25 protein-coding genes and 1 tRNA gene are annotated in these 25,675 nt (G+C 71.5%); 18 read left to right on the top strand and 8 right to left on the bottom strand.

All coding sequences use genetic code 11. The features are described 5' to 3' along the window. Positions 1-490: 490 nt before the first annotated feature. The gene (locus ACFYZ4_RS33410) at positions 491-2,098 is read left to right on the top strand and encodes an alpha/beta hydrolase (protein ID WP_390785652.1); all 1,608 of its coding nucleotides are present in this window, start codon (positions 491-493) and stop codon (positions 2,096-2,098) included. Between the two features lie 63 nt (positions 2,099-2,161). Beyond that, positions 2,162-2,236 (top strand) — tRNA-Trp (locus tag ACFYZ4_RS33415). Between the two features lie 18 nt (positions 2,237-2,254). On the opposite strand, the gene ACFYZ4_RS33420 is transcribed toward ACFYZ4_RS33415, so the two are convergent. Beyond that, positions 2,255-2,614 (bottom strand): hypothetical protein, encoded by a 360-nt coding sequence (locus ACFYZ4_RS33420; RefSeq protein ID WP_390785653.1) that lies wholly within the window; start codon positions 2,612-2,614, stop codon positions 2,255-2,257. A 158-nt stretch (positions 2,615-2,772) separates the two neighbouring features. Between ACFYZ4_RS33420 and ACFYZ4_RS33425 the strand changes: the two genes are divergently transcribed. Beyond that, complete coding sequence (locus ACFYZ4_RS33425; protein WP_390785654.1) at positions 2,773-3,195, top strand: VOC family protein; 423 nt, start codon at positions 2,773-2,775, stop codon at positions 3,193-3,195. Positions 3,196-3,358: 163 nt separating this feature from the next. After that, positions 3,359-4,354 (top strand): LLM class flavin-dependent oxidoreductase, encoded by a 996-nt coding sequence (locus tag ACFYZ4_RS33430; RefSeq protein ID WP_390785655.1) that lies wholly within the window; start codon positions 3,359-3,361, stop codon positions 4,352-4,354. Between the two features lie 73 nt (positions 4,355-4,427). Here the strand turns inward: ACFYZ4_RS33430 and ACFYZ4_RS33435 are convergent, their stop codons facing one another. Further along, a complete protein-coding gene (locus tag ACFYZ4_RS33435; RefSeq protein WP_390785656.1) occupies positions 4,428-5,561 on the bottom strand; it encodes a DNA glycosylase AlkZ-like family protein in 1,134 nt (377 codons plus the stop codon). A gap of 340 nt (positions 5,562-5,901) precedes the next feature. Between ACFYZ4_RS33435 and ACFYZ4_RS33440 the strand changes: the two genes are divergently transcribed. Both ACFYZ4_RS33440 and ACFYZ4_RS33445 read left to right on the top strand, forming a co-directional pair. Next, positions 5,902-7,341 (top strand): MFS transporter, encoded by a 1,440-nt coding sequence (locus tag ACFYZ4_RS33440; protein ID WP_351303894.1) that lies wholly within the window; start codon positions 5,902-5,904, stop codon positions 7,339-7,341. Positions 7,342-7,871: 530 nt separating this feature from the next. Then, entirely contained in the window at positions 7,872-9,131 is a 1,260-nt protein-coding gene (locus ACFYZ4_RS33445; RefSeq protein WP_390785657.1) for a tryptophan 2,3-dioxygenase family protein, read from the top strand. A gap of 3 nt (positions 9,132-9,134) precedes the next feature. Here ACFYZ4_RS33445 and ACFYZ4_RS33450 read toward each other — a convergent pair whose 3' ends face one another. Continuing rightward, positions 9,135-9,644: a MarR family transcriptional regulator gene (locus ACFYZ4_RS33450; RefSeq protein WP_390785658.1), complete on the bottom strand. Its 510-nt coding sequence runs from the start codon at positions 9,642-9,644 to the stop codon at positions 9,135-9,137. Between the two features lie 127 nt (positions 9,645-9,771). On the opposite strand from ACFYZ4_RS33450, the gene ACFYZ4_RS33455 reads away from it, so the two are divergent. Next, positions 9,772-10,677 (top strand): alpha/beta fold hydrolase, encoded by a 906-nt coding sequence (locus ACFYZ4_RS33455; protein ID WP_390785659.1) that lies wholly within the window; start codon positions 9,772-9,774, stop codon positions 10,675-10,677. A gap of 148 nt (positions 10,678-10,825) precedes the next feature. Here the strand turns inward: ACFYZ4_RS33455 and ACFYZ4_RS33460 are convergent, their stop codons facing one another. Next, positions 10,826-11,416 carry a cysteine hydrolase family protein gene (locus ACFYZ4_RS33460; protein WP_390785660.1) on the bottom strand — a complete coding sequence of 197 codons (591 nt, stop codon included), beginning with the start codon at positions 11,414-11,416 and terminating at the stop codon, positions 10,826-10,828. 240 nt (positions 11,417-11,656) lie between these two features. Here ACFYZ4_RS33460 and ACFYZ4_RS33465 point away from each other — a divergent pair, with 240 nt between their 5' ends. After that, the gene (locus ACFYZ4_RS33465; RefSeq protein ID WP_351300189.1) at positions 11,657-12,646 is read left to right on the top strand and encodes a DJ-1/PfpI family protein; all 990 of its coding nucleotides are present in this window, start codon (positions 11,657-11,659) and stop codon (positions 12,644-12,646) included. 195 nt (positions 12,647-12,841) lie between these two features. Beyond that, positions 12,842-13,417 carry a hypothetical protein gene (locus tag ACFYZ4_RS33470; RefSeq protein ID WP_390785661.1) on the top strand — a complete coding sequence of 192 codons (576 nt, stop codon included), beginning with the start codon at positions 12,842-12,844 and terminating at the stop codon, positions 13,415-13,417. An 82-nt stretch (positions 13,418-13,499) separates the two neighbouring features. Here the strand turns inward: ACFYZ4_RS33470 and ACFYZ4_RS33475 are convergent, their stop codons facing one another. Next, positions 13,500-14,831 (bottom strand): hypothetical protein, encoded by a 1,332-nt coding sequence (locus ACFYZ4_RS33475; protein WP_390785662.1) that lies wholly within the window; start codon positions 14,829-14,831, stop codon positions 13,500-13,502. Positions 14,832-14,951: 120 nt separating this feature from the next. Here ACFYZ4_RS33475 and ACFYZ4_RS33480 point away from each other — a divergent pair, with 120 nt between their 5' ends. After that, positions 14,952-15,659, top strand: coding sequence for a 4'-phosphopantetheinyl transferase family protein (locus ACFYZ4_RS33480; RefSeq protein ID WP_390785663.1), 708 nt, complete (start codon positions 14,952-14,954; stop codon positions 15,657-15,659). A 558-nt stretch (positions 15,660-16,217) separates the two neighbouring features. Then, on the top strand, positions 16,218-16,889 hold the full coding sequence (locus ACFYZ4_RS33485) for a hypothetical protein (protein WP_390785664.1): 672 nt from the start codon (positions 16,218-16,220) through the stop codon (positions 16,887-16,889). An 8-nt stretch (positions 16,890-16,897) separates the two neighbouring features. On the opposite strand, the gene ACFYZ4_RS33490 is transcribed toward ACFYZ4_RS33485, so the two are convergent. After that, on the bottom strand, positions 16,898-17,338 hold the full coding sequence (locus tag ACFYZ4_RS33490; protein ID WP_390785665.1) for a hypothetical protein: 441 nt from the start codon (positions 17,336-17,338) through the stop codon (positions 16,898-16,900). Between the two features lie 180 nt (positions 17,339-17,518). On the opposite strand from ACFYZ4_RS33490, the gene ACFYZ4_RS33495 reads away from it, so the two are divergent. The 3 genes from ACFYZ4_RS33495 to ACFYZ4_RS33505 all read left to right on the top strand — a co-directional run bounded on the left by ACFYZ4_RS33495 (position 17,519) and on the right by ACFYZ4_RS33505 (position 20,008). Beyond that, positions 17,519-18,994, top strand: a complete 1,476-nt coding sequence (locus ACFYZ4_RS33495; RefSeq protein ID WP_390785666.1) for an amidohydrolase family protein — start codon at positions 17,519-17,521, stop codon at positions 18,992-18,994. A 71-nt stretch (positions 18,995-19,065) separates the two neighbouring features. Continuing rightward, on the top strand, positions 19,066-19,485 hold the full coding sequence (locus ACFYZ4_RS33500) for a hypothetical protein (protein ID WP_390785667.1): 420 nt from the start codon (positions 19,066-19,068) through the stop codon (positions 19,483-19,485). A 256-nt stretch (positions 19,486-19,741) separates the two neighbouring features. Beyond that, a complete protein-coding gene (locus ACFYZ4_RS33505; protein ID WP_351300165.1) occupies positions 19,742-20,008 on the top strand; it encodes a hypothetical protein in 267 nt (88 codons plus the stop codon). Between the two features lie 22 nt (positions 20,009-20,030). On the opposite strand, the gene ACFYZ4_RS33510 is transcribed toward ACFYZ4_RS33505, so the two are convergent. Further along, positions 20,031-20,495: a DUF2809 domain-containing protein gene (locus ACFYZ4_RS33510; protein WP_351300162.1), complete on the bottom strand. Its 465-nt coding sequence runs from the start codon at positions 20,493-20,495 to the stop codon at positions 20,031-20,033. A gap of 256 nt (positions 20,496-20,751) precedes the next feature. Between ACFYZ4_RS33510 and ACFYZ4_RS33515 the strand changes: the two genes are divergently transcribed. From ACFYZ4_RS33515 to ACFYZ4_RS33530, 4 genes are all read left to right on the top strand, one after another. Further along, a complete protein-coding gene (locus tag ACFYZ4_RS33515; protein WP_390785668.1) occupies positions 20,752-21,294 on the top strand; it encodes a hypothetical protein in 543 nt (180 codons plus the stop codon). Between the two features lie 84 nt (positions 21,295-21,378). Next, positions 21,379-22,812, top strand: coding sequence for a PQQ-binding-like beta-propeller repeat protein (locus ACFYZ4_RS33520; protein ID WP_390785669.1), 1,434 nt, complete (start codon positions 21,379-21,381; stop codon positions 22,810-22,812). Next, positions 22,809-23,444, top strand: coding sequence for a hypothetical protein (locus ACFYZ4_RS33525; RefSeq protein ID WP_390785670.1), 636 nt, complete (start codon positions 22,809-22,811; stop codon positions 23,442-23,444). The genes ACFYZ4_RS33520 and ACFYZ4_RS33525 overlap by 4 nt, the downstream gene beginning before the upstream one ends. Positions 23,445-23,482: 38 nt before the next feature. Then, positions 23,483-24,292 carry an inositol monophosphatase family protein gene (locus ACFYZ4_RS33530; RefSeq protein WP_390785671.1) on the top strand — a complete coding sequence of 270 codons (810 nt, stop codon included), beginning with the start codon at positions 23,483-23,485 and terminating at the stop codon, positions 24,290-24,292. On the opposite strand, the gene ACFYZ4_RS33535 is transcribed toward ACFYZ4_RS33530, so the two are convergent. Beyond that, complete coding sequence (locus ACFYZ4_RS33535; protein WP_390785672.1) at positions 24,289-25,548, bottom strand: sensor histidine kinase; 1,260 nt, start codon at positions 25,546-25,548, stop codon at positions 24,289-24,291. The two genes, ACFYZ4_RS33530 and ACFYZ4_RS33535, sit on opposite strands and share 4 nt — an antisense overlap. Between the last annotated feature and the right edge of the window lie 127 nt (positions 25,549-25,675).

Here is a 25,675-nt window from a genome sequence, read left to right on the forward strand (position 1 = left end):
ACAGACCAGGAAACGGAGAACGGGGAACAGGGAACAGGGAACAGGGAACAGGGAACGGGCCAGACTCCCCTCGACAACCACCCACCACACCCCCGCAAACACAGCACAAGGCACGGGCCCGGCAAGACCAGCCCGTTCCGCGGTGCCACGGGCCCGCGTGCACACAGAAAACCCAGTGCCCGTCTGGTCACCCAGCTCACGCGCCGCAGTGGCAACACCAGACAGCAGAGATGCAGTGCATCACCAACACACCCGGCACCGACACCTACACCCACCACCACCGGGGCGCGTGAACACCGGCACGCGCCTGGTTGAGCGCACTCGGGGAACGGACGGTGCAGCAGGGGGGTTTCGGGGGGTGTACCACTGTGGTGGGAGTGGGGCGCCACCCGTGGGGGTAGGGAGGAATCACCTCCTGGTGGGACGACAGGGCGGCGGGCGGCGGCTACGTTGTCGCCCGTTGCGCAACGCCCATACGGAGGTTCGCCGCATGCAGACCCGTTTGGCTGATGGCTCCCGCAAGCCAGTTGTGTGGGGGATCTCCCTCGTCCTGATCACGGTCGCCGCGCTCCTGGGGGTCTCGCCCGGGGCCGCCACGGCGACGGGGCCCGCGGCCGCGCCCGTGCCCGTTCTGTCCTGGGGGCCCTGTGCCGGCCCGGCGGACGGCTTCGAGTGCGCGACCGCCCAAGTGCCGCTGGACCACCGCCGGCCCACCGGTCCCACGATCCCTCTCGCAGTCACCCGGCGGGTCGCGGCCGCGCCGGCCCACCGCTCCGGCGTCCTGGTGCTGCACCCGGGCGGGCCGGGGAACTCCGGTGTGGACTTCGCCCGTAACAGCTACGCCGCGCTCCCCGCGTCCCTGCGTGACGCCTTCGACGTCGTCGGGTACGACATGCGCGGTGTGGCGCGCAGCGGTCAGGTGGAGTGCTGGGACGACAAGGAGTACGCGGCCGCCGTCGACGCCGCGCGCGGCGTACCCGGGCCGCGGGCCCTGCAAACAGCGATCCGGCAAGGCGCCGACTTCGCCAACGCGTGCCGGCAACGCTCCGGTGACCTCGTGCCGTTCATCGGCACCGCCTCGAACGCCAAGGACCTCGACCTGCTGCGCCAGGCCCTCGGCGAGGAGAAGCTCTCCTTCTACGGCCGGTCCTTCGGCAGTTACGTCGGCACCGTCTACGCCGCGCAGTTTCCCCGGCGAGTGCGCGCCATGGTCCTTGACGGGGCCTACGATCCGCGGCGTTACGCGGACGTGCCGTACGCCTACGACGCCGCGCAGTTCGTCGCCCTGGACGCGGCGGTGGGCCGGTTCCTGGACTGGTGCGCGCACAACCCCGCCGCCTGCGGGTTCGGCGAGGGGCGGCCGCGGCAGGCTTTCGAGGAGCTGAAGCGGTCGCTGGACGCGGATCCGGTCATCAGCGCGAGCGGGCGTCCGGCCACGGGGTACACGCTCGCGTACCGCCTGATGTTCAACATCAACGCGGGCAAGGAGATCTGGCCCGAGCTGGGGCAGGCCCTGCGGGCGGCCCAGGCGCGCCAGGGTTCGTTCCTGCTGAACCCGCCCTCCCCCGCGTCGTTCGACTTCCTCAACGTGAACACGGCCGTCGAGTGCGCCGACCGCGTCTACCCGGCCGGCCGACTGCTCCTGGGCGCGCTGGTCAGTGCCCATGTGGCGTCGGCGCCGTTGCTGGGTCCCCCGATCGGGCTCGGGCCGCCCACCTACGACCACAACCACGCGCCGACCTGCGCCCAGTGGCCGGCCGAGCGCCCGAGCCGCTACGAGGGCTCCTACCGGGCGCGGGGTTCCGCCCCGATTCTGGTCCTCGGCACGACAGGGGACCCGGACACCCCCTACCAGGACGCGGTGGCCCTGGCCGGGACGCTGGAGGCCGGGCGGCTGCTGACGTTCGACGCCGAGGGACACACCGCCTACAACCGCAGTGCGTGCGTCAGCGCCCTGGTCACGGACTACCTCGCCACCCTGGCGCTGCCCGCACGCGGGACCGTCTGTGCGGACGAGACGCCGGCGGGGGCGCCGGGCCGCCGCATCACGGGTATCGAGGTCGACGAGACCCGCGATGTGATCCCCACGCTGCGCTGACCGCACGGGCATCAGGTCGGGGTGGGGCGGGTCGGGTGGGGTGGCTTAGGATGCCGGGCGGACGGAGCCGTAGCGCAGAGGTCGACGCGCGCGGTCTCCAAAACCGCGAGGACGCCGGTTCGAATCCGGTCGGCTCCGTCCGAACCGACCACCGGGTCATGCGTAGCTGAGGATGACCAGCAGCCCGGTGCATTCCGCGAGGAGCTGGGCGGCGAGGGCCGCCCGTCGCAGCCGCCCGGCGGGAGCGGCCAGGGCGGCGGCGAACGCGACGGCGCCGAGGCTGGCGCTCCACAGGAACAGCGAACCGGGAAGCCCGGAAGTGCACTGCTCCCCGTACGTCACACAGCGCGAGGCTCCTGGGGAGGACAGGGCCAGGACGCCGGCGGCGAGGGCCGCCGGTATGAAGAGGGCGGCGGCGAGGGCGGACCAGAGACGGGTGCGGTCCCTTCTCGCGTTCACGTTCACGTTCGCGTTCACGGGTGCCGGGGGCGGCGTAGAGGGAGCGGTTGCGTTCATGCCCCACATCCAACCCGTGCGGCGGGCCCGGCACAGCCGTGCGGGTACTCAGCTCGCGGGTGCGCGCCGTACTCAGACCGACTGCAGCGCACGCGGGCCGGGTTCCCCGGGGCGCGTCGGCCGGCTCGTGGCGGCCGTTGCGCAGGCACACTGGGGCGATGAACGTGAACGGCGATCTTCTGGCCCGGGCGCGCGTGGCGACCCGGCTTCCCGCCCAGGATCTGGAACGGGCACGGCGTTTCTACGCGGAGCGGCTTGGCCTGGAGCCGGTCGACGAACGGCCCGGCGGCCTTCTGTACCGGTGCGGGGGTGCGGAGTTCGTGCTGTTCCGGTCCACGGGGGCCTCGCCCGGTACGTTCACGCAGATGGCGTTCGAGGTCGACGACCTCACGGCCGTGGTCGCGGAGCTCAAGCGGCGGGGCGTGGTGTTCGAGGACGTCGACGTGCCCGGGTTCACGACGAGGGACTCGATCGCCGAGATCGAGGGGAACTACCCGAGCAAGGGCGCCCGGGGCGAGCGCGGCGCCTGGTTCCGTGACAGCGAGGGCAACCTGCTGGGCATTGGCGAACCGGTCATCTGAGCAGTGAACCGGCAAGGGGACCACAGCGGACTCCGGCCGAGGCAAACAGGTCGCCTGCACCTGGGCCTGTCGACGGCGCGCACGCTCCTCGGCCTCGGTTCGCACGTGGCGGGAAAGAGATCGTCGCCGCCCTGACGAGGCGCAAGATCCCTATGCTGACGGCATGCTCGATATACCTCTTTCAGCGCTGGAAGTCGCCATGGTCCAGACGGGCACCCGGGCCGTGGAGACCCTGCGGGACACCGCGGCCTTCGCGCAGGGGGTGGAACGGCTGGGCTACCGCAGGCTCTGGTACGCGGAGCACCACCACTCCCCCGCGATCGGCGCGTTCCCGCCCGTCGTCCTGACCGCGCACGCCGCCGCTTCGACCTCGCGCATCCGCCTCGGGTCGGGCGGGGTGCTCGCCCCCAACCACGCGCCCATCACGGTGGCCGAGCAGTACGGGACGCTGGCCGCCCTGCACCCCGACCGTATCGATCTGGGCATCGGCCGCGGTCCCGGCACCTTCGACGAGGCCACCGCGCGGGCGCTTCGCCGCGGTGCCGGGCCGGCCACCGACGAGGAGTACCAGGAGGACGTCGCCGCGATCCTGTCGTTCCTGGTCGACGAGGTCGCGCTCGGCCCGCTGCCGGAGCCGTGGCTGCTGGCCTCCAGCCCCCAAGGGGCCGTTCTCGCCGCGGCCCTCGGCCTGCCCGTCGCGATCGCCCACCACATCCGGCCGGACAACACCCAGGCCGTACTGGACTGTTACCGGGCGAAGTTCACCCCCTCGCGTTGGTGCGAGCAGCCCCGGGTGCTGCTGTGTGTGGAGACGGTGTGCGCCGAGACGGACGAGGAAGCCGCGTGGCGGGCGAGGCCTATGGAGGTCGTCAAGGCCGGGCTCCTCAAGGGACTGAGCCAGATGCCCTTCCCCACCCCCGCACAGGCGGCCACCCACCCCTTCACCGCCGAGGAACGTCAGGCGCTGGCGGGTTTCCGTGCGCAGCAGGCCGTCGGGGCGCCCGGCACGGTCATCGACCGGCTCGCGCGACTGGCCGCCGAGACCGGGGCGGACGAGCTGATGCTGACCACCCCCGTCCACGACCTCCGTGACCGCCTCGGCTCCTACGAACTCATCAGGAAGCACTCCGGCGCCGCGGCCACGACGACCGTGCCCTAGCGACGGAGCCCGGAACATCACACCCATGGCGGGGCAGGGGCGGGGGCGGGGGCGGGGGCAGGGGTCGCGCAGGTCAGAGCATCCGTACCTCGGCCTCGGGGAGTTTGTCCCACCAGTGGTGGTAGCGGCGGTAGACCTCCGTCTCGCGCTCGCCCAGCAGGGCGGTCAAGGAGTGGGCCTCCGCGGCGAGTCCGTGCCAAGTGGCGGCTGACAGCGGGTGGAAGGCGGTGGCCTCGATGCCGCCCGGCAGCGGGCGCCACACGCCGGCGACGTGGCCGTCCACCAACAGGGTGGGCAGTACGTCGCCGTTGCGGCGGATCACCAGAGGACGGTAGGCGGGCGGTATCACGCGGCTGCGGTCGACGTAGGCCAGTAGGACGCTGTCCCACATGGCCATGAGGCGCGGCGGGGCCGGGGTTTCGGCCGGCGGCCGCAAGGCGCCCGGCAGGTCGAACAGCGTGGTGCCGTCCGGGCCCTGGAGCTGTTCGACCGCTCCGTCCAGCGCGCGTAGTGCCGTACGGACGGAGGCGCGGCGCACCAGGGCGAACTGCGCGACGTCCGCGGCCGAGGCGGGCCCGAACCCCGCCAGGTAGCGCAGGATCAGGGCCTGGAGTGCTTCGGACTCCCCCGTCCACCCGGCGGGAACCGGTCCGGGTGTGGCAGCAATGAAGGACGGGCGGTGGCCGAACGACCAGAGCGCATCCGTCGGGGCGTGGTGCAGGGGCGCGTACGCCTTCAGCCCCCACCACGCGCCGTCCCTCTTCTCGGCGCCGAGCCGCTCCTCGGTCCACGCCTGCATCTGGGCCGAGGTCCGCGGCAGGCGGGCGAAGGCCAACAGTTCCGGGAGCAGTTCGTCGGCGTCGGCGGGGCTCAGTCCGGCGGCGGCGAAGCGGGCACCGAGCCGGGAGGCGTACAGCGTGGGCTGCATCGCCGTGCGCAGGAGCGGGTAGTCCTCGGCGTGCACGGCGTGCAGGGTGATCCGCATCAGGGTGGCCTTGACCACCGACCGCCCGGTGAAGGCGGCGTCGAATTCGGCCGGGGCGAAAGCGGTGAGCCGGTTCCACAGGGCGAGGTAGGGCGAGGCCGGATGCTGTGCCTGGAGGGCGACCACGCGCCGTACCCCCTCGGGTACGGTCAGCGGCTCGCGGTGGAGCAGCAACTGGCGGGCCAGGGTTGCCCGGTTGAGTTCGCGCGCGGTGATCGTCACAATCCGCGATTGTGCCCTGTGCTGCTCCCCCGGCCGAGACCCGGGCCCGTCATCACCCTCAGGCCGGGCGGTCACAGCGGTGGCGGGTCGTGGCCTCGGCCAGGAGGCCCGCTGGAGTGGTGCGGCCGGGTTGCCGGCCAGGTGGGGCCCCGCCGGCCACGGCTGCGGTAGCTGCGGCCCCGGCCCTTGCCCCCGGTGCGGCTCCGGCTGCGCTGTGGCTCTGGTTGTGCTGGTGGGTGGCCGGACTGCGGGCTGTGGCGGGCCGCTCCACAATGGGACGAGGGGCATGCGTGCGGCCGTGGGCGGTGTGCCGGCGGCATCGGCTGAGAGGAACGCCCACATGCGCGCTGGGTCTTCGGCGGCCGCGCGGAGGACTGGGGCCTTCGTTGCGGTGGCCGTCGCGCTGTTCTGCATCCAGCTCGACTTCTTCGCCCTCAACCTCGCCCTTCCCGGTATCGCGGCGGAGCTCGACGTCACGGTTTCGGCCGCGCAGTGGACCCTGTCCGCCTACATGCTCGCCATCGGCTGTTTCTTCATCATCGGCGGCCGGGTGGGGGACGTCTTCGGGCGGCGCGGCACCTTGCTGGCCGGGACCGCCCTGTTCACGGCCGGTTCGGTGGGCTGCGCGCTGGCTCCCGGGCTGGGCTGGCTGGTCGCGGCCCGGATCGCGCAGGGGGTGGGCGCGGCGTTCGTCTTCCCGGTGTCGGTGTCCGTGATCACGAACACCTTTCCCGAGGAGTCCCGCCCCCGGGCACTGGGCGCCGTGTTCGGCGTCGCGAACATCGGGACCGCGCTCGGTCCCTTCGTGGGCGGCGGGTTCACCGAGGGGCCCGGCTGGCGGTGGATCTTCTGGCTGATGGTGCCGCTGAGCCTGCTCTCGCTGCTCACCGCTCTCGTGTACGTGCCGGACTCGCGCGATACGTCGGCGCCGCGCGAGCTGGATCTCGCCGGCTGCGCGCTGATCGTGTGTGCGCTGGCCGCGCTCACCCTGGCCGTGGAGCGGGGGGACGCCTGGGGGTGGGCAAGCGCCCGTACCCTCGGCCTCTTCACGCTGGCGGTGGTGGCCGGCGCCCTGTTCGTGGTGCGGGAGCGGCTGGCCCGGCACCCGCTGATCGATCTGCGGCTGTTCCGCAACGTCCCCTACGTCCTGGTGACCGGGATGGGTTCGCTCTCGAACATGGGCTACGGCGTGACCGTCTTCCTCGCCACCCTCTACCTGCAGGATGTACGCGGGCTCTCGCCGCTCCTGGCCGGCACGGTGTTCCTGGCCCCGGCCCTGCTGGTGGCCCTCAGCGGGCCGCTCGGGGCGCGGCTGGCCCGCCACATGCGGCCGACCGCGGTGATGGCGCTGGCCGGGGCGGTCGCGGGCACGGGGATGTACGCGCTGGCGCAGGTCAGCGCCTGGTGGCTGTACGTGCCGGTGTTCGCGTGGTGCGGGCTGGGGCTGGGGCTGGGCTGGACCTTCTCCAGCGTGGCGACACAGCAGGTCGTAGCGCCGGAGCGGGCGGGTGAGGCCTCGGGGGTGCTGCTGACGTTCCTGGTCACGCTGGGTGCGATCGCGCTGGCCGGGGCGGCGGCGGCGATCTCGGCGATGACGCCGCAGCGGTCGCCCGAGGAGGCCTACGACGCGATCCTGCAGCTGGGCGGGGTGGTCATCGCCGTGACGGCGGTGGCCGTGATGGCCGTACGCCACCGGCTGGTGGTGCTCGGCAGGATCGCACCGCTGTCGATGCGGGCCCACGGTGACGCCGGGCCGGAACCGGGCCGCCGGCAGCCCTGACCCCCGTCAGGCCCGGGCCCGGGAAGGTCCAGGCGCGCCGGTAGCGGGCGTAGGCGGCGTCCCAGTCGTCCGTGGAAGCGGAGGCGAAGCCACCTTCCCAGTCGAGCAGGGAGTGGGCCCGCGTCCCGGCGTACAGGGGGAACAGGTCACTCAGGATGACCGCGGTCAGCAGCAGCACCACCACGGCGGCCAGGAGGAGGCGTGGCGTCTGCGGTGTCTACCGCGTATCCGCAGGTCGCAGGGGTAGCGCCGGTCCGCCGCCCCGGCCGCGAGGGGCGGCGGACCGGACGGTGGCGGATGTGGCGGGCGCGTCGGGACGCGGCGGGGCTCGGGGTGCGGGGTGCGGGGCGGGGTGTCAAGTCACGAATGTTCGAGACATGACGTGCGGAGGTTCGGTCGCGCCTACTGAGAGCTCCTGCCTCACCCGGAGTGTGTGAGGCCCGCCTGAGCGCGTGAGGAGTCGATGGGTGATGAATTCCGAATGCCGTGGACACCAGTGTGCCGATCGCCCTCGCGTCGGTCCGTGCGCGTTGACGTTCGAGGAAGTGGAGCGGTGGGCGGCCGCCGGGCAGGTCGACGGTGATCTGGACGGGATTCACCTGGCCCGGGTGATCACGGAGGAGGTGAGGCGGGCTGGGAAGCACTTTCTGCCGCAGCCGTTCCTGCTTCAGCTGAGTGAGATCCGCCGCCGGCACACCACCGACCGCCGGCCTTTCCTGCGGGCCTTTCTCGACTGCCTGCTCGACAAGCACGAGGAGCGCTACTGGAACCGGACGTACCTTTCCCTGCCGCTGCTGGAGCTGATCTCGGACGAGCCGGGGCACGGGCCGGGGCCGAGCCGGCTGGCGACCTGGCTCATCTCCGACGTGGTGCGTTTCGAGGCGCGGAGTGCGGCCGCACCACAGGAACCGGCAGGCGCGGACGCCGACACGGACGAGGACCGGGGCCCGGACACGGATCCGGACCGGGACCGGCCCGGGGCGGTGACCTTGCGCAAGCGTCTGCGGCACGCCCTGCGGTTCGTGGCGCACGACCACGACGGGCTGGACGTCGAGGATCTCAGCCTGCGGGCCGCCGAGTTGCTCCCGGGGCCTGCCGCGACGGATGCGGGGCGCTGGTTCGAGATGACGGTGCAGCCCGTGTACGTGCTGCACGACGAGTACTTCTTCATGCGTGCGCTGCAGGCCCACGAGATGGTGTTCACGGCGATCGCGCAGGACATGACGGCGGCGATCGCGGCATTGCGCGACGGCTGTCTGGAGCCGGCGGCCGCGTGCGTGGACCGGGCGGCCGCCTCGTTCGAGCGGGCTTCGGCGCTGTTCAGGCTGGTCGCGACGATGCGGCCGGAGCATTTCCACGGGTTCCGGGAGTTTACTCAGGGCGCGAGTGCCATTCAGTCCGAGCAGTACAAGCGGTTCGAGATCCTGTGCGGCCTCCCGCACGCCGAGCGTCTGGGATCCGAGGCGTTCACGAGTGTTCCGGCCGTACGGGCCCAGGCGCAGGACGCGGGCCATGACACGGTCACGCACGCGTACCTCGACCTCCGCCGCAGGGCTCGGTTCAGCTGGACGGACTGGAACCGATTCCACACCGCCCTGGGCGGGCTGGAGGAGCGGCACCAGCGGTGGAAGTCCACGCACCGCAGTCTCGCGACGCGGATGCTCGGCAGTGCGCGCGGCTCGGGTGACACCGAGGGAGTGCCGTATCTGACGCAGTGTCTGGACAACCGGCTCTTCGGCCGGCTGAGCGGTCAACGCGTGCCCCAATGCGGCCGGGCCGCGGCCCCGTGACGGCTACGGCGTGGGCGGGGCGCCGGGTGAGGGGGGTGGGGTGGCGTCGAGGGCGCGGGCCCGGGCGGCGACCGAGGGGGTGAGCCGGCGGGCCAGCAGGTCGAGGGCCTCGGCGACCTCTCGGACGGTGTCGGGCTGCGCGGCGGCGCCGTCCGGGCCGGCCAGCGCGGCGGCCAGGGCGTCGTCGATGGTCGTGGCGCGGACCTTGGTGAGGCGGGCGGAGGGCTTCGCGGCGGGCCGGATGAGGCGGCGCCGACGGTCGGCCGGGTCGGGCTCCGTGTCGATGGCGCCCGCCTGCTCCAGGCGGGCGACAGCGGTGGAGACCTGACTCTGCGGCAGGCCGGTCCGGCCGGCGATCTCACCGACGGTCGTCGCGGGGTTGGCGACCAGGTCGCCCAGGACGACGGCGACCGCACGGTGCGAGCCGGGCGTGCCCGGTTCCGCCTGCGGCATGGCCTGTTCGCCGATCTTCATGAGGGTGCGTCCCAGGAGGAACAGTTCGACTCCGTTCACGCCCCCACAGTACATCCCAATCGATGCATCTATCTTGATGCATCGATTGGGATGGGTTACGGTCGGGGTGCCGCTCACCGACACAGGCGATAACCGGCAACAACCGGCACACACAGGGGGATTCACCATGATCACGACCACGACCACGACGGCCACAGCCACAGCCACAGCCACGAGCACGCCGGCCACGGCCGCCACCACTGTCCGTACGCTCCCCGTCCCGGGCGCCACCCTCCACTTCCAGACCCAGGGCAGCGGCCCCGTCCTGCTCCTGTCCCAGAGCGGCGAGGGCGACGCGGACCGCACCGCCGACCTCGTCCCGCACCTGGCCGACGCCTTCACCGTCGTCACCTACGACCGTCGCGGCCTCTCGCGCAGCACCCGCGACTCCCCCACCCGGCCCCTCGCCATGGCCGACCACGCCGACGACGTCGCCCGCCTGCTCGCCGAGGTCACCGACGGGCCGGCCCTGATGGCCGGGTTCAGCATGGGCGCGGCGATCGGCCTGCAGGCCACGGTCCGCCATCCGGGCCTGCTGAGCACGCTGATCGCACACGAGCCGGTGATGCCTGGCCTGCTGCCCGCGGCGGAGTGCGCCGAGCACACCGGCGAGCTGACGGCCATCCAAGTCGCCTACGCGGCCGGGGGCTTGACAGCTGCCCTCCCCGCGATCACGGCGCACCTCGGCATCGACGCGGCGCACGACGAGACCGAGGAGAACCTCACCCCCCAGCCGCTGACACCCCGCCGGCAGGCCAACTTCCGCTTCTTCATCGAGACGGAGTTCACGGCTCTGACCACCGACCCGATCGGTGCGGCGGAGCCGGTGCGGGCCGCGGCCCTGGCCGGCGCACGGATCATCGCGGCCACCGGCCGCACGACCCGCCCCACCGTCCACACCCACCGCTGCGCTCGGGCACTGGCCGCCCGACTGGGCACCGAGCCCGTCGAGTTCCCCGGCGGCCACAACGGGAACACCGCCTTCCCCCGGGCAACCGCACAACTCCTGAAGGAACTCCTGCTCGCCCGCTGACCCCCGGCACACGGGAGGGCAAGCATGACGTCCGGCACCCCCGGGCGAGGCGCCGCCTGCGGCGTCTCCCCCGACGGCAGGGCCCCCGCTCACCTCCGGCAGCCGGAGAGAGGCGGCGGGGGCGGGCCGCGCCGAAACCGGCCGCCGGTCAGCCCAGGGCCGCTACGGACGGCACCACCACGCCGTACAGGTCCTCGACCGTGGCGAGCGCCGCGTGGTGGAGCTGGATGGCCGACACCTCGACACCGGCGGCCCGCAGCGGGCGGGTGGCCGAGGCGTCCGCGACCACGGTGGGCCGGTTGCCTCGCAGGAACGCACCGGCCGCCGTGTACTGCACGCACATGTGGGTCATGAACCCGGCGAGGACCAGGTCGGTGTTCCCGGCACGGTCGACGACCTCGCCCAGGTTCGTCTCGTGGAAGGCGTCAGGGGTGGTCTTCACGACGACCTGCTCACCCTCGGCCGGTGCCACGGCCGGGTGGATCTGGCCGATCTCGGCCCGGATGTCGTACGGGGTGCCCTCACCGCCGTCGTTGACGACGTGGACCACGGTTGCGCCCGCCTCCCGGGCCCGGGCCAGCAGCTCGACGGCGGCGTCCAGCGCCTCCTTCCAGCCCTCCAGCTCCATCACACCACGGGTGTAGGTGTTCTGGTAATCGATCAGGACCACGGTCGCCGCGGCCAGGGAGGCCGGGCTCTGGTCGAAGCCGTTCAGTTCACGCAGGGTCGTCGAAGACATGCCGCACCGTTTCGGTTCGCGTATCGGAAGAGAGTAGGAATGGCGCCACACGCGGTGGCGCACCAACCACGCTACGAACCCCACCCGCATGGCGGCAATGTCACGTAACTTGCAGATACCGACACCACTGTGATGTCGTGCGACCACCCCACCCACACCTTCGCTCTCGCCCTCGCCCCTGCCCAGGCCTGTGCCTTCGGCTTCGGCTTCGGCTTTGGCCCTGACTGGACGGACATCCCTGTGAGCACCCTGAACCGGCTCTTCGTCGTACTCCTCTTCGACGGCGTCGACCTGCTCGACGTCACCGGCCCCCCGGAAGTGTTCGCCCTGCTGCGGCGAGAGACCGGCAGCGCGCAGGGTTACCACGTGGTGCTGGCCGCCGAGACCATGGAGGCGGTCACCACGTCCGCCGGGGTGCGGATCCTGCCCGATCTCACCTTCGAGGAGGCCGCGGCGCGCAGTATCGACACCCTCATGGTTCCCGGCTCGGTCGAGGTCGACGGCCAGTCGCGCGTCCATGCCGTCACCGATGCGGCCGTGGTGCACTGGGTGAAGGAACTGGCGGGCAGGTCCCGGCGTATCGCGTCAGTGTGCGTGGGGGCGCACCTGCTGGCGGCCGCCGGGCTCCTGGACGGCAGACGTGCCACCACCCACTGGTCGACCGCGCAGCAGCTCGCCGCCGACCACCCGGCCGTCGAGGTCGACGCCGACCCCATCTTCATCCGCGACCAGAACGTGTGGACCGGAGCCGGAATCACCGCCTGTCTGGACCTGTCGCTGGCGCTGGTCGCCGAGGACTTCGGCGAGGCGGTCGCGCTGCGCGTCGCCCGGCAGCTGGTCATGTACCTCAAGCGCCCCAGCGGGCAGAGTCAGTTCAGCGTCCCGATCGAGCCGCTCTCCACGACCCGGCGCATGGACGACATACGCCACTACATCACCGGCAACATCGCCGGCCGGCTCACGGTCACCGACCTCGCCGAGCAGGCCCACGTCAGCGAACGGCAACTCACCCGCATCTTCAAGACCGAACTGGGCACGACACCGGCCGCCTACATCGAGGCAGCCCGCGTCGAGGTGGCCCGCAACCACCTCGAATCCACCGACGACACCCTGGAACGCGTCGCGTCAGCCTGCGGCTTCAACACCCCCGATACCCTCATCCGCGCGTTCCGCCGCAAACTGAACACCACCCCCACCGAGTACCGCAGCCGCTTCCGCCACACCCCATGACCACCACACCCACTCTCACCGGGGTGAAGAACGCCACCGCCCAGGGCGAGCTGTACATGTCCTGTTCCGATCCGGTCCGATCCGATCCGGTTCCCAGGGGCTGGGCCGTCTCGTGCGGATCTTGGGTCCGCACGGGGACAGGCTGCGGAAAACTGCTTTGGGCGGCCATGCCTCCGCACGCGAGAATCCGTTGTCATGGGAGCGGAAATACACGGGTTCATCGAGTGTCGGGGCACGTACGGCAACCTTGACGAGGAGGATTCGAGCTGGCATGCCGCCATCGACCTGGATCTGCTGTACGGCGGACGGAGCTACGACGCCTTCGGCTGTCTGTTCGGTGTACGCAACCATGCCGGCTTCCGGCCTCTCGCCGAAGGGCGTGGGCTGCCGCCCGACGTGACCGCCGAGGTCCGGAGCCAGTACGAGGACGCACCCGACCTCTTTCACAGCGCGTCCTGGATCGGGTGGGCGGAACTGACCGCCGTCGACTGGGACGAGCCCGCGCTCACCCTCGACGCGCGCGTGCGCGAGTACCGGTACAGCGTCGAGCACGGCTGGTACGAGTCGGGGAAGACGTTCCAGAACCTCGCCGGCCGCTCCGAAGGCGACGAGTGGATACAGGAGGGCAAGATCATGCGGGTGAGCCGCATGACGCGCCGGGAAGCGGTGCGCGAGGACGGCGAGTGGACCCCGGTCTGGGCGACCATGAAGGCCCTCGCCGACGTACACGGTCCCCAGTACGTGCGGCTCGTCGTCTGGTTCGACAACTAGGCCGTGCCACCCCGGCCATCGGAGCCGGACCCCACCTCGCTGCCACCTCATCCGGACAGCGAGGTGATCCGAAGGAACGTGACTAGGGGTGCAGGACGCCGGGGCGGTCGGCGGTGCGCAGCGCGTCCAGCCGCTGCTCGGCCAAACGCAGATGGCGAGGATCCGGCAGCGGCAGGACCCGCAGGAGGGCAACCAGGTCAGGCCCGAACTCCAATACGAGAGCACGGTCCCTCAACTGCGCCCAGCAGTACAGGGCGCCGGCCGCCGCGGCATGCACCTCCAGCCCACCGGCACCCTCACGCGTCAGACGGGTCTGGCCCACACCCATCCACAACCGGGTCGCCAGAGGGAAATCACCCGCCATCCGCGCCAGATCCGCACGGATCTCCGCCCACCCGATGGCCTCCGAGGATCCCTGCCCGCACGTCTGCAGCGCATGCTCCTCCCACACCCGGGCAAGCCCGGCCGCCTCCCCATGACGACCGGCCACAGCCAAAGCATGGATGGACGGCCGTGGATCCTCACCCCCACCCCAATCCATCCCGGACTCCGAAACCGACACCGACACCGAGCCCCGCGCAGGAGGAGCCGGCGCGGGTTGCTGCGGCTGTTCGGGATGCGGGGACTGCTGAAGGTGTGGTGACGGGTTGGTGTGTGGTGGCTGTTGGGGGTGGTGTGCCTGTGGGGGATGCTGGGGTTCGTGCTGCGGGCCGGAGCGCATGCCGAGCTCACGCGCGGTCGGCAGGACCAGCGTTCCCGGAGGCAACGCCGCCGCCGAAACCGCGAGCGCATGCACCTGCACATTGGCCGGCCGGCCCGGCCCGCGACGCAGCTGCTCAATCCAATGCCGGGTGTAGCCGCTCACCGCAGCGCCCACCGCAGCCGGGGCGAAAGCCGGCGGACAGACCACCCCGTACACCTCCGCCGACCCGGAATCCGGCAAACCACCGCTCTCCTGAAGCAACGGCCACGCACTCTTGTCCGCAACAAGATCGACAACCACCGTGGTCAGCCCCGCCGGACGCCCCCGCAGCTCAACACCCAACCATTCCCACGGCAACGCGCTGTAACGGACCGTTCCCGCCGTCGCCCCGGCCAGCGCGAAACACAACCCACCGCCACGGCGATCGACCGTCAGCCGCCCCGAGAGATAGACCAGCAACGGCCCACGCGTCGCAGCAGCCGCCCGCAACCGCGTCAGCACCGTATTCGGGTCACGCGCCCCGTCCAAACACACCGTGTCACACGGTACGTCGCTCCCCAGCAACACCGAACCCGGCACCATCGCAAGAGCCGCGACATTGGCACTCGGCGCCACCTGCACCACACGGCGACGCACGGCCACATCACCCGCCACCACAAGGACGTGCCCCCGCCCCTGCCCCTGCTCGTGCCCCGCTCCACTCAAGTACATGAACAGACCGTACTCACACCACACGCCGCCCCATCACCCGCACACCAAAAACCCCACACCCCCCGGACGCCCGCCCGGGTACCCGTCCGGACACCCGCCGGCTGGTCTACCCTCGGACAGGTGATCGAGCATGTGAATCAACTCTGCGGCCAGCCACCACACATCGGACCGGCCCCCACCGACAGCACTCCCATCGTCTGGGCCTGGAGTACCAGTACCGAGACCCTCGGCGGGCACCCGGTCAACACCGCGGCAGCCATCCTCGACACAAACGAACGCACCCGCGCCGAGCGAATGATCAAGCCCGCCGACCGCCACCGCTATCTCGCCTCCCACCTCGGCCTACGCATCATCCTCGGCGCCTACATCAACCTCCCCCCACAGCACATCCGCCTCACCCGCGAAGACTGCCCCACCTGTGGCGGACCCCACGGCCGCCCCACCACGCCCGACTCCCCCCTCCACTTCAATCTCTCCCACAGCGGCGACCTCGCCTACCTCGCCCTCGCCACACGACCCACCGGCATCGACGTCGAACTGACCCCCACCCCTCAGACCGTGACCGACATCCTCCACACCCTCCACCCCACAGAAACCGACGAACTCACCAGCCTCCCCGAAGACCAACGCCCCCAAGCGCTGGCCCGCATCTGGACGCGCAAAGAGGCCATCCTCAAAGCCACCGGCCACGGCCTCGCCGAAGGCCTCACCCACCCCTACGTCGGCTCCCACCCCACCCCCGCCGCCATCCCCGGCTACACCCTCACCGACCTCCATGCCCCCGACCACTACACCGCCGCCCTCGCCACCGCCAACCCCACCGAATAGCCCCGGCAAGGCGCTCCCTTCCGGCGTGTTCACCGCCCTCGCGCCATTCCGCCAGGTCCGCCGCCGCCGGCCCGAGCCCCGTCGGCTGGAGCCCGGTCACGCCTCGTCATCGACCAGCTCGGGGAACCAGCGCATCATCAGCGCTCACTCGGCTCCTCGCCATGGACAACGCGTCTCCTGTGTCTCGTGGCGACCTCACAAATGGCCTCCGCCGAGCTCGATATCCCGTAGGCGTAACCCAACGGCCGGTCTGTCGTTGAACCGGACGGTCAAGCGAAGTGCACAACGAGGCCCCGGGACACTCGTCCCGGGGCCTTGTGCGTGCCACCCGGAGACGTCCCGCCCCCGGACCACTGGCGTCCGCAACGCGCTGGTACGGTGCCGGTGTCCGGTTGATCCCGGACCTGCCCCGCAGACAGGGACGCACCCCCGCGAGGGCGGTCCTCCCGTCCTCCCATTCGCTCGCCCACAGGCTCCCCGCCGACCGCCTCCCGCGCGCCCGTGCACGAGCCCGGCCGCGCAGGCCCGCCCCCCACCCCATCGCCGAAGGAAGCGCGCATGACCGACCAGACTCCCCCCGCCGCCCAGGACGCCGCCGCGGACCCGCTGCGCAACGTCTATCTGCGGCTGGCCGCCGCCGAGTCCATACCGCCGGAGGCCGCCCAGCAGTTCGGCTACCTGCGGCCCGTCGCGACCGACCTTCTCGAAGGCATCGCGTACGACACTCCGGACAGCGTCCGCCTGCTGGACGACCAGGATGTCGCCCGGGTGGACCGCGACGTGCTCTACGCGGCCGCGCGCGCCAACCTGCTTGCCGAGCCGGTGGGTTACGACACGATCGAGCGGCCCGGTGGCGCCGTGCTCCACATCATCGGCGGCGATTCCGTCTACGCCGCCAGCAAGGCGCTCGTCTTCGAAGAGGCGGTACGCGCTGCGGGCGGGCCCGAACTTCCCGCCGAGGGCGTCCTGCTGACGGTCCCGAACCGCCACAACCTCGTCTTCTACCCGCTCGCCGACCGCCATGTGGGCGAAGCCGTCAACGACCTCGCCCAGTTCGGTCTCGGCGCCTACGAGGACGGTCCCGGACGCCTCTCGCCGCGCGTGTTCTGGTGGCGGGCGGGCAGCCTGACCACGATCACCGTCTTCGACGAGGAGACCAGGACGATGAGCATCGCCCCGCCGCCCGAGCTCATGGACACGATGCGCCGCCTCGCCGGCAGCGGGGGCTGACCTTACGGTTACGTCCGCACGCGCGGCCGGAGCCGCTCCCGCGGCCGGGGCGGACCGGCACCGCGGTGGGGTGGGGACGTTTGTGCTGCCAGGCCTCGGGCCGGTAGCGGTTGGTGCGCTCGTGCCAGGCGTAGTCTCCGGCAAGCCCAGTCCTTGAGGCCCTGGAGACAGCGTGCCGTGTCGCGGCCGTCGGAGGCCTGTGGGGAGGCCGTGTCGGCGAACGCCTCGTGCAGCCGCTCCAGGGCCGGCTGTTCGCGCACAACCGGCGGCAGGTCGAGACCGAGGGCGCGTTCGACGAGCTGTGCGGCCCAGAGGGCGCCGCCGGCTCGGCGCCGCATGCCGATGTAGTCCACCGGATCGGGGATCCGGCCGGAGGCCAGGTTGTCGACCTCCCACAAGGCGTCATCGAACATGTTCGGCAGCCGCGCCCTCAGCCGCTGCCGCCACACCGTGTCCCCGGACCACCATCACCCCCAGGAGCGACAACAGCGGAAAATGTTTTCCACTGGTGCCTATCGAAAGGCCGTTCGCTGGGCATGATGCGTGTAATCTCCCGCCACTGCTCGACGCCCTCCCATGGCGTCGCCCGGGCGGGCCTTCCGTTCTGAGCCCTCGGGAGGTACCACGCCATGCAGTCGATCCCCACACCGCCGTCGGCCCCCAGCCGGCGCGATCTGCTCACCGGCCTCGGTCTGGCCGCCGCCGCCCCGCTCGTCCTCGGCGTCACGGCGGGTCCCGCTCTCCTCGGCCGCCCCGCCCACCAGCCCGTCGGGCACGTCCAGCCCGTCGAGGTCGGCCAAGGAAGCCAGGGAGACCGGGCGGTCCTGCTCCGCGGGGCCTCGCTGGTGCTCACCATGGACCCCGCCGTCGGCAACGGCCCCCTCGGCGCCGTAGCGAACGCCGACGTCCTGATGCAGAACGGCACCATCACCGCCGTGGGCACGGCCCTCCGGGCACCGCGCGGCGCCTGGGTGGTGGACGCCACGGGCAAGCTGGCCATGCCGGGATTCGTCGACACCCACACCCACCTCTGGCAGGCGGTGATCCGCGGTGGGTGTACCGACCGCGACCTGTTCGGCTGGTTCGAGGGGTGTACCGACCCCCAGCGCGGCCGGCTGACGCCCGCCGCCGTCCACAGCTTCGTCCGACTCGCCGCCCTCGACGCCGTCCAGTCGGGCGTGACCACGCTGGTGGACTGGGTGGACATCTTCTCGTACGACCTCATCGAGAGCTACGTACGGGCCCTGGCCGGCACCGGGGTGCGGTTCACCTACGCGATGTTCCCGCCCAAGCCCGACGGGGTGCTGGTCAGGAAGGTGAAGAAGGAACTCGTCGACCCGGTTCCGCTCGGCTCCTTCCAAGTGGCCACGCATGCGGCCCGGGCCGTCCAGGACCTCAACCGCGCGCACTGGGAACTCGCCCAGGACATGGGCGTCATGCTCAACTCCCATGTCCTGGAGCGCCCCGAGCAGCGCGCCGACGACCCCATCGGGGTCCTCACCGACATCGGCGCGCTGGGTCCGCGGCTCCTGGTCAACCATGCGATCCACCTGACCGACGCCGAGATCGCCGCCGTCGCCGAGCACGACGTGCGGGCGGCCCACTGCCCGCTGAGCAACATGCGGTTGGCCTCCGGCATCATGCGGCTCTCCGAGTTCAGCCGGCGGGGCGTCAAGGTCGGGCTCGGCCTGGACGGCGGGACCAACGACAGCTCGGACTTCCACGCGCTGATGAAGACGGCCATCGGCCTGCAACGCGCCCGCGCCACGGACGCCGGCGTCTTCCCGCAGGTGCACGACGTCCTGCGGATGGCCACACTGGGCGGCGCCGAGGCCCTCGGCATCGCCGACCAGGTGGGCTCCCTGACCCCCGGCAAGCGGGCCGACCTCGTCGTCGTGGACCCGGCGGCCCTGAACTTCGCGCCGCGCTTCGACTGGATCGGCCAGGTCGTCTTCAACGGGCGCCCCGAGAACGTCGACGCCGTGTTCGTGGACGGACGGGCGCTGAAGCTCGGCGGCCGTCTGGTCGAGGTCGACACCGACCGCGTCGTACGGGAGGCCGAAGCGGCCGCCACCCGGCTCCGTGCCGCCGGCCAGGCCGGATAATGGCAGCGACCGGGGCCACCACCGTGCGCGTACGAGGGCGCGGCCCGACCGACCGGAGAGATGAAGGATCCATGACGCTCGAACAAGGCCAGCGGGTCACGCTGGCAGCAGACCTCAGGCTGGCCGGGTCGGTCGTTCTGGCCGAGGACCCCGCGGCGGACACCGAGGACCTCCCGGCGGACACGGGTACCGTCGCCGGCTCGCTTTCCCTGGCATCGGGCATCGAGGGCACCGTCGAGCGGGTGAACGATCCCGAGCAGGAGGAACAGAGCCGGGAGGTCCGCGAGTACGTACGGCTCAAGTCGCTCCTCGACGACTTCGGCCACCAGATGCCCACGGGTACCAGGAAACAGCTCGAAGAGCAGGTCAGGTCGCTGGAAGCCGAGTGGATCGCCTACCAGGAGCAGACGCTCCGCGTGACGGTCCGCGTCCGGTTCGACAACGGGTTCGTCCTCGACGACGCGCACGAAGGGGTCTTCGCCTCCGTCTGACCCCGCATCACGGTCTTGAGGTGTACCGGTGGGTGCCGGTGGGTGCCGGTGGGGCAGGGAGCCCTCGGAGGACGCACCCTCCCGGGTGAGGCGATCACGTGCCCGGCGCGTGCGACGGACCATGGAACGTCCGCCGCCGCGCGGCCCGGGGGAAGGCCCGCCTTCGTGGACGCCCGGCAGCGCGGCTCGTGGCACTCTCGCCGTGTCCTGCCGCGCGAGCGCGCGTTACTCGCGTCCGGCAGACGACACTGGACCCATGAGCGAGCACCGCTTCACCCTCGAACACGTCAGCGACGGCATCGCCCCGGCCGCTGCCCGCACACGCCACTACCCACACAACCTCCGATACGAGAGGCCTGCGGGGACCACCCGGACCGGCCCCGAGGGCCACACCCTGCGCGCTCTGTCCGACCTCACGGTGGTGACCTGTGCCTGCGGCCTCACGACCCCGGCGCTCCCGAACGACGACGCGCGGCTCGTCTACGAGGAGCACCGCAACGTGATCCGCGACGAGATGGCCTGAGGGCCGGCTCGACGGCAGCGGCTCAGGCAGACGGGCAGGGAGGGGGCGGGAGCTTCCCGCTCCCCCGCCCACCGCGGCGGGACCGCACCGCGGCGGTGTGGACGAGCCATCCGGCTGCCGCGCCCACCGAGTACCACAAGAGGTCCGGCGGGTTGAAGGTGGAACCCAGCACGAGGCGGGCGACCGTGCTGCGTCGGGAGAGGTCCGCCGGCACCGAGCTGAGCTGGAGGAACTCGACCATGCAACTGACCGCGAGCGCGCTTCCGGCGGCCCTCAGGGGCGATACTCGTGGCGCCACCAGCACGACGAGACTCAGGAGGAGCACGGTGTAGAGCGCGTCTCCGCCGTACTTGGCCACGCTCCCCGTCGTCACGGCCCTGAGACCCAGTCCCGCACCGACGACCACCAACGCCGCGGCCGCAGCCGCCAGACGGGTCCGTACCCGGTCGGCGGCGGCACGGTCGCGGTTTTCGGTTGTGCGGGCCACGGGGTCATACTGCCAGCCGCACCGGCTCCGCCCGCCCGCCCTCTCGGGAGTCTGAGCACGCGGCCGCCCCGATCTGAGTACGCGCACTCATCCGTTCCCCGCGGTCGGCCCCCAGAATGATCACATCACCGCAGATCAGCGCCCGGGAGTCCGCCATGTGCACGGCGCCCATGAAGCAGAGCCCGGGCGCATCCCGACACACTTCCGCCCGCGGATGGTGTCGGCACGCACGAGCAATCCTGGAGAACCGTTCACCATGGCAACACCGCAGCACCAGGCGTCCGACCAGAGCCCCGTACCGGGCAACCCGTACGGTGCCGCCGGAGAGTACGGCCAGACCCAGGCACCCTGGAACCAGGGGCCCGTGCCCGGCGGTTGGGGAGCCCCGGCGGCCGCGAGCCACGCGCCGCGCCATTGCCGCGCGTGCGGCGGGCAGTACGCCGAGGACTTCAAGGTCCGGTCCCACATGGGCATTCTCATCATGATGAAGTTCGAGCACCTGAACGGACCGTTCTGCCGGGACTGTGGCATAGCAGTCGTCCGGCAGATGACCACCAGGGCGCTGGTCCTGGGATGGTGGGGGCCGCTCTCCCTCGTGATCTTCAACCCGTTCACGCTCATATGGAACCTGCTGGGCTACCGGAAGTTCAGCAAGCTTCCCCCGTCGACGCCCGCGCCGGGACGCACCCACCTCGACACGGGCCCGGCGGTGCTCCGTCGGCCGCAGGCCTACGTGACGCTCATCCCCATCGCATGGGCCGTCTGGATCATCTCGCAGGCCCTGACACACTCCTCCTAGGCGAGCGCCGACTTCGGCGGCCGCGCGGCACGAGTCCGACCTCAGCACGCACCACCCATCAGAGCGAAAGAAGAACACCAGCGCATGGCGCACCACTCGCGGCCGCACCCCGCCGAAGGCCGCGGCCCCATACCGCCACGGCGGAGCGGCACCCGTCTGCGGGACCGCGGCCGCCGGATCCTCGCCGCCACCGCCACCACCGCTCTCCTCCTCACCGGCGCGACAGCCTGCGGCGGCACCGCCGAGAGCCCGGCGCCCCAGAGCAGCCCGGCGCCGAAGGAACCGTTCGTCCCGGCGCAGCTCGCCCAGGCCTGGAAGACGGCCCCCGCCGAAGGGCACACGCTGCGCACGCCGTTGATGGCCACCTGGCGCACGAAGACCGCCTACTACGTGGGCCGCGGGACCGGCGTCGAGATCCTCGACCCGGCGACCGGAAAGCCGCTGGGCACCCTCGCACCGCCCGAACCCGACATGCACCCCTGCGGTATGACCGAGGGTCTGACCGCCGAGGGCCTCGGCGCGATCGCGTGGATCAAGGGCGACCCGCTCGACACCAAGGCCAGCTGCGACCGCGTCTCACTGATCGACACCCGCAACGGCAACTCGATCGCCTGGACCAAGCAGGTGTCCGGCGCGCCCATGGACGGCAAACCGCTGACCGACGACACCACCCGGCTGGCCTTCATCGCCGGCGGGGTCCTCGCGGTCATGACCCCCAACACCGTCGTCGGCATGCGTCCCGACGGCACCGAGGCGTGGACCTGGCGCAACGCCGGTGTGCCCCTCAACGAGTACGTGCTGAACTGGACCATGAGCACCCACCACGACCGGATCATGGTCGTGCTCGCCGTGCAGCGCACCGGATGGCGGAACTGGGTGGTCACTCTCGACGCCACGGGCAAGGAGTTGTCCCCCGAGCCCGTGTCCATCCCGAAGGAATCGCGCGTCGGTGTGATCGACGGCGGCCCCATGGCCGTGATCCTCACGCCCTCGGCCCTCGGGGAGGCCAAGAATCCGGAGCTCATGACCTTCACCCGTGAGGGCCGCGTGGCCCGGGTCATCCCGCTCGCTTCCGACGCCGGCCCGGTCCAGCTGAACCGGAGCAGCCGCCTCGGCCGCTCCGCTCGCTATGACATCGCCTTCAGCGGATCCACGGCCTACGTCGTCGCGGGCGATTCCCTGAGCAGCAGCTCAGTACTCGCTCAGATCGTCGCCTTCGACCTGGAGACGGGCGCCACGCGGTGGACCCAGCCTGTCGACACGCTCACCATTCCTCGATTCCTCGGATCCGACAAAGACATGGTGTACGTCCTCGGAGGGAAGGCAACCAAGGACATGGCCGTCTACGCCTACGCGGCGAACGACGGCACCAGGACCCAGATCAGCACCGTGAAGGCACCCGACACCACCTTGTCCTTGGGCGGCGTGGCCGTCGACTACGGCGCGGGCAGCCTCGCCCTGACCGATCCCGGCCGCTACACGTACGGAACCGTCATGTTCCGGTCCCCCACCCCTTGACGGGCCGGCAGGCGGCAGGGCCGAGCCGCAAGCGGAGGGCCGCCACCACCACGCGGCCCGGTGAGTCCCGGGCCGCACGCCTGATCACCGATGGGCTCGATCCCAAGACCTGGATCATCGCCGACACCCTCCTCATCGGCTGGCACACCGGCCGGCTCGCCGGGATCGGATGGGGTCTCGTCGGCTGTCTGTTCGCCGCGGGCATTCCGCTGGCCTTCATCAAGTACGGCATCCGCCGCGGCCGCTGGGCCGACCGGCACGTCGGCCAGCGGCGGCAGCGGATCATCGTGATGGCCTTCATCATCGCGTCGGTCGCCACCGGCACCGCATTGCTGTGGGCCTTCGGTGCCCCCAGGACGATGATCGCGCTGATCGCGGCCATGCTGAGCACCCTGGCCGCGCTGCTCGCCGTGACCCCCGCCTGGAAGATCAGCGTGCACGCCGCCGTCTCCTCCGGAAGCGTGGCCATGCTCGCCTTGACCTACGGGCCGTGGGCGCTCCTTGCCTACCCCGTGGTGGCCGTCGTCGGCTGGTCACGGGTGGAGCTGAAGGACCACACCCTCGGCCAGGTGCTGGTGGGCGCCGCGGTGGGCGGGGCCGTCGCGGCCGGTACCTTCGCGCTGGTCCGGTAGCCATGGGTGCGCCGGGGTGGCCCGGTATGCTCCAGAGCATGATCGACTTACACACGAACCTTGATGATGCCGGGGTCGCGATAGCCGCGGCACGTGCCGGTGCGGACGTGGTGGGCCGCATGTACGGCCGGCCGCTCTCGCGGATCGACAAGGGCGCCGGGGACTTCGCCACCGCTGCCGACGTGGAGGCCGAGAAGGCGATCCTCGGTGTCATCCGTGCCGCTCGGCCCGACGACGCGGTGCTGGGCGAGGAGGGCGGGCAGCAAGGTGCGGCCGCCGCCGTCCGCCAGTGGTTGGTCGATCCCCTGTGCGGCACGCTGAACTACGCCGTCGGCAACATGCTGGTGGCCGTCAATGTGGCGTTGCGCGACGGGGCGGCGGCGGTGGCCGACCCGTTCAGCGGCGAGGTCTTCTTCACCGACGGTGAGACCGCCCGCGTGCGGAACGCAGGGGTCGACACACGGCTGGCACCCACGCCCGCCACCCGGCTGGTGGACGTCAACCTGGATCCGCCGTTCCCGAGTGCGCCCGGATTCCGGGCCGTGGACCTGCTGGCCGACGCCGGGTTCGTCGAGCGGTTCCGGCCGCGGGTCGTGTCCACGACGTTGGCGTTGGCCTGGGTCGCGGCAGGCAAGCGGGCGGCGTACGTCACCGATGGCGGTGACCTGTCCGGAAGCGTGCACTTCGCCGCCGGTATCGCCGTGTGCCGGGCCGCCGGCTGTGTGGTCACGGGGCTGGACGGCGGCCCGCTCGGCCCGGCGGGCCGCGGGCTCGTGGCGGCCGCCGACGCCGAGACCCATGCACTGTTGCTGTCGATGATCTCCGGTCCCCGCCCGGACAGGGCTTAGAGCCGGGCTCCCGTCCGGGGTGACGGAAGGACGAGGCGGACCTCGAAGCCACCGAGGGGGCGGGGGCCGGCGGTGACCGTGCCGCCGTAGATCTTCGCGCGTTCGCTCATCCCGATCAATCCGTGACCTGGTGTGATCACCGTGTCCGGGCGGGAGTTGTCGCTTCCCTCGTCGGTGACCGACACCACGATGGCGCGGCTCTCGTAGCGGATGGTGACGTCCGCGCTGGTCGGCCCGGCGTGCTTGAGCACATTGGTCAGTGCCTCCTGGATCACGCGGAAGACACACAGCGCCATGCCTTGCGGAAGGGGTGTGGGGGAACCGACGATTTCCATGGTGGCCCGGACCCCCGCGCCCCGTACCCGCTCGAGCAGCCGGTCCAGGAGGTCCAGCCCGGGGGCCGGCGCGTACGCACCGCCGTCCTCCGGCTCGGCGGCGTAGGCGGCGTCGGCATCGGCCGGATGCGCCCGCCCTTCCGGTGGCCCTTCCCGGCCGACGCGGAGCACGACGAGCATGCGGCGCATCTCCTCCAGCGCCTCCCTGCTGGTACGGGCGATGGTGTCCAGGGCCTGCCGGCTCACCGCCGGATTCGTGGGAAACACGTACGAGGCCATGCCCGCCTGGAGCGAGATCACGGACATGTGGTGGGCGACCACGTCGTGCAGTTCCCGGGCGATGCGCACCCGCTCCTCCGTGAGTGCCTGGCGGGCGTTCTCCTCCTGCTGTCTGCGCAGTTGGCAGGTCAGTTCGGCGAACTGCCTGTTCCGCTCGGCAAGTCGTCCCGAGCCGCGCCCCACGACGAACACCACGGCCGGGAACAGGACCGCCTGGGCGAAGACGGTCGGCATGGAGCTGTTGTCGGCGTTGCCCAGTCCCGCGTACACCCACGTGCAGGACACAACCACCGCACAGACGAGGGAAGTACGCAGGTGGCGGGTCGCCGCCACCGTGTACAGACCGAGGAGCGGGGGCATCGAGTTGATCACCGGCCAGTACCCGCAGGCGATGAACAGGATCCACAGCGCGCTGCTGGTGGCGAACACCCCGACGGGCGCGATGCGGCGGGCGAGCAGCACCAGACCCACGAGTACGGTGAGGACCGCCCCCAGCCCGTCCATGGGCTGCCATCCGACGGGCGGCTGCTCCCGCCCCAGGAGCAGGCCCGCGCCGGCGTAGCCCAGTGCGAGCAGCGAGTCGACGACGAGCGCCCGGTACCTTCCCGTGAGCTTGTCGAGGAACCCGGATCCGGCGCGCATCGCCGCAGCCTACGGGCCGCGGCCGGGGCAGGTGCCCGGAATCGCGTCTCAGGCCGGCTGTGCCCGTACTCTGCCGGCCGGAACGGGCGCGGGGTGTCCGGCTGAAGATCGATGCGCGGCCTCCTCG

This window comes from Streptomyces sp. NPDC001513, from assembly GCF_042894695.1.
In the GTDB taxonomy this organism is placed as follows: Bacteria; Actinomycetota; Actinomycetes; order Streptomycetales; family Streptomycetaceae; genus Streptomyces.

Coding starts and splice junctions, on each gene's coding strand:
- ACFYZ4_RS33410 (WP_390785652.1), top strand. CDS start 491: ATGCAGACCCGTTTGGCTGATGGCTCCCGCAAGCCAGTTGTGTGGGGG.
- ACFYZ4_RS33420 (WP_390785653.1), bottom strand. CDS start 2,614: ATGAACGCAACCGCTCCCTCTACGCCGCCCCCGGCACCCGTGAACGCG.
- ACFYZ4_RS33425 (WP_390785654.1), top strand. CDS start 2,773: ATGAACGTGAACGGCGATCTTCTGGCCCGGGCGCGCGTGGCGACCCGG.
- ACFYZ4_RS33430 (WP_390785655.1), top strand. CDS start 3,359: ATGCTCGATATACCTCTTTCAGCGCTGGAAGTCGCCATGGTCCAGACG.
- ACFYZ4_RS33440 (WP_351303894.1), top strand. CDS start 5,902: ATGCGCGCTGGGTCTTCGGCGGCCGCGCGGAGGACTGGGGCCTTCGTT.
- ACFYZ4_RS33455 (WP_390785659.1), top strand. CDS start 9,772: ATGATCACGACCACGACCACGACGGCCACAGCCACAGCCACAGCCACG.
- ACFYZ4_RS33460 (WP_390785660.1), bottom strand. CDS start 11,416: ATGTCTTCGACGACCCTGCGTGAACTGAACGGCTTCGACCAGAGCCCG.
- ACFYZ4_RS33470 (WP_390785661.1), top strand. CDS start 12,842: ATGGGAGCGGAAATACACGGGTTCATCGAGTGTCGGGGCACGTACGGC.
- ACFYZ4_RS33475 (WP_390785662.1), bottom strand. CDS start 14,831: ATGTACTTGAGTGGAGCGGGGCACGAGCAGGGGCAGGGGCGGGGGCAC.
- ACFYZ4_RS33485 (WP_390785664.1), top strand. CDS start 16,218: ATGACCGACCAGACTCCCCCCGCCGCCCAGGACGCCGCCGCGGACCCG.
- ACFYZ4_RS33495 (WP_390785666.1), top strand. CDS start 17,519: ATGCAGTCGATCCCCACACCGCCGTCGGCCCCCAGCCGGCGCGATCTG.
- ACFYZ4_RS33500 (WP_390785667.1), top strand. CDS start 19,066: ATGACGCTCGAACAAGGCCAGCGGGTCACGCTGGCAGCAGACCTCAGG.
- ACFYZ4_RS33505 (WP_351300165.1), top strand. CDS start 19,742: ATGAGCGAGCACCGCTTCACCCTCGAACACGTCAGCGACGGCATCGCC.
- ACFYZ4_RS33515 (WP_390785668.1), top strand. CDS start 20,752: ATGGCAACACCGCAGCACCAGGCGTCCGACCAGAGCCCCGTACCGGGC.
- ACFYZ4_RS33520 (WP_390785669.1), top strand. CDS start 21,379: ATGGCGCACCACTCGCGGCCGCACCCCGCCGAAGGCCGCGGCCCCATA.
- ACFYZ4_RS33530 (WP_390785671.1), top strand. CDS start 23,483: ATGATCGACTTACACACGAACCTTGATGATGCCGGGGTCGCGATAGCC.
- ACFYZ4_RS33535 (WP_390785672.1), bottom strand. CDS start 25,548: ATGCGCGCCGGATCCGGGTTCCTCGACAAGCTCACGGGAAGGTACCGG.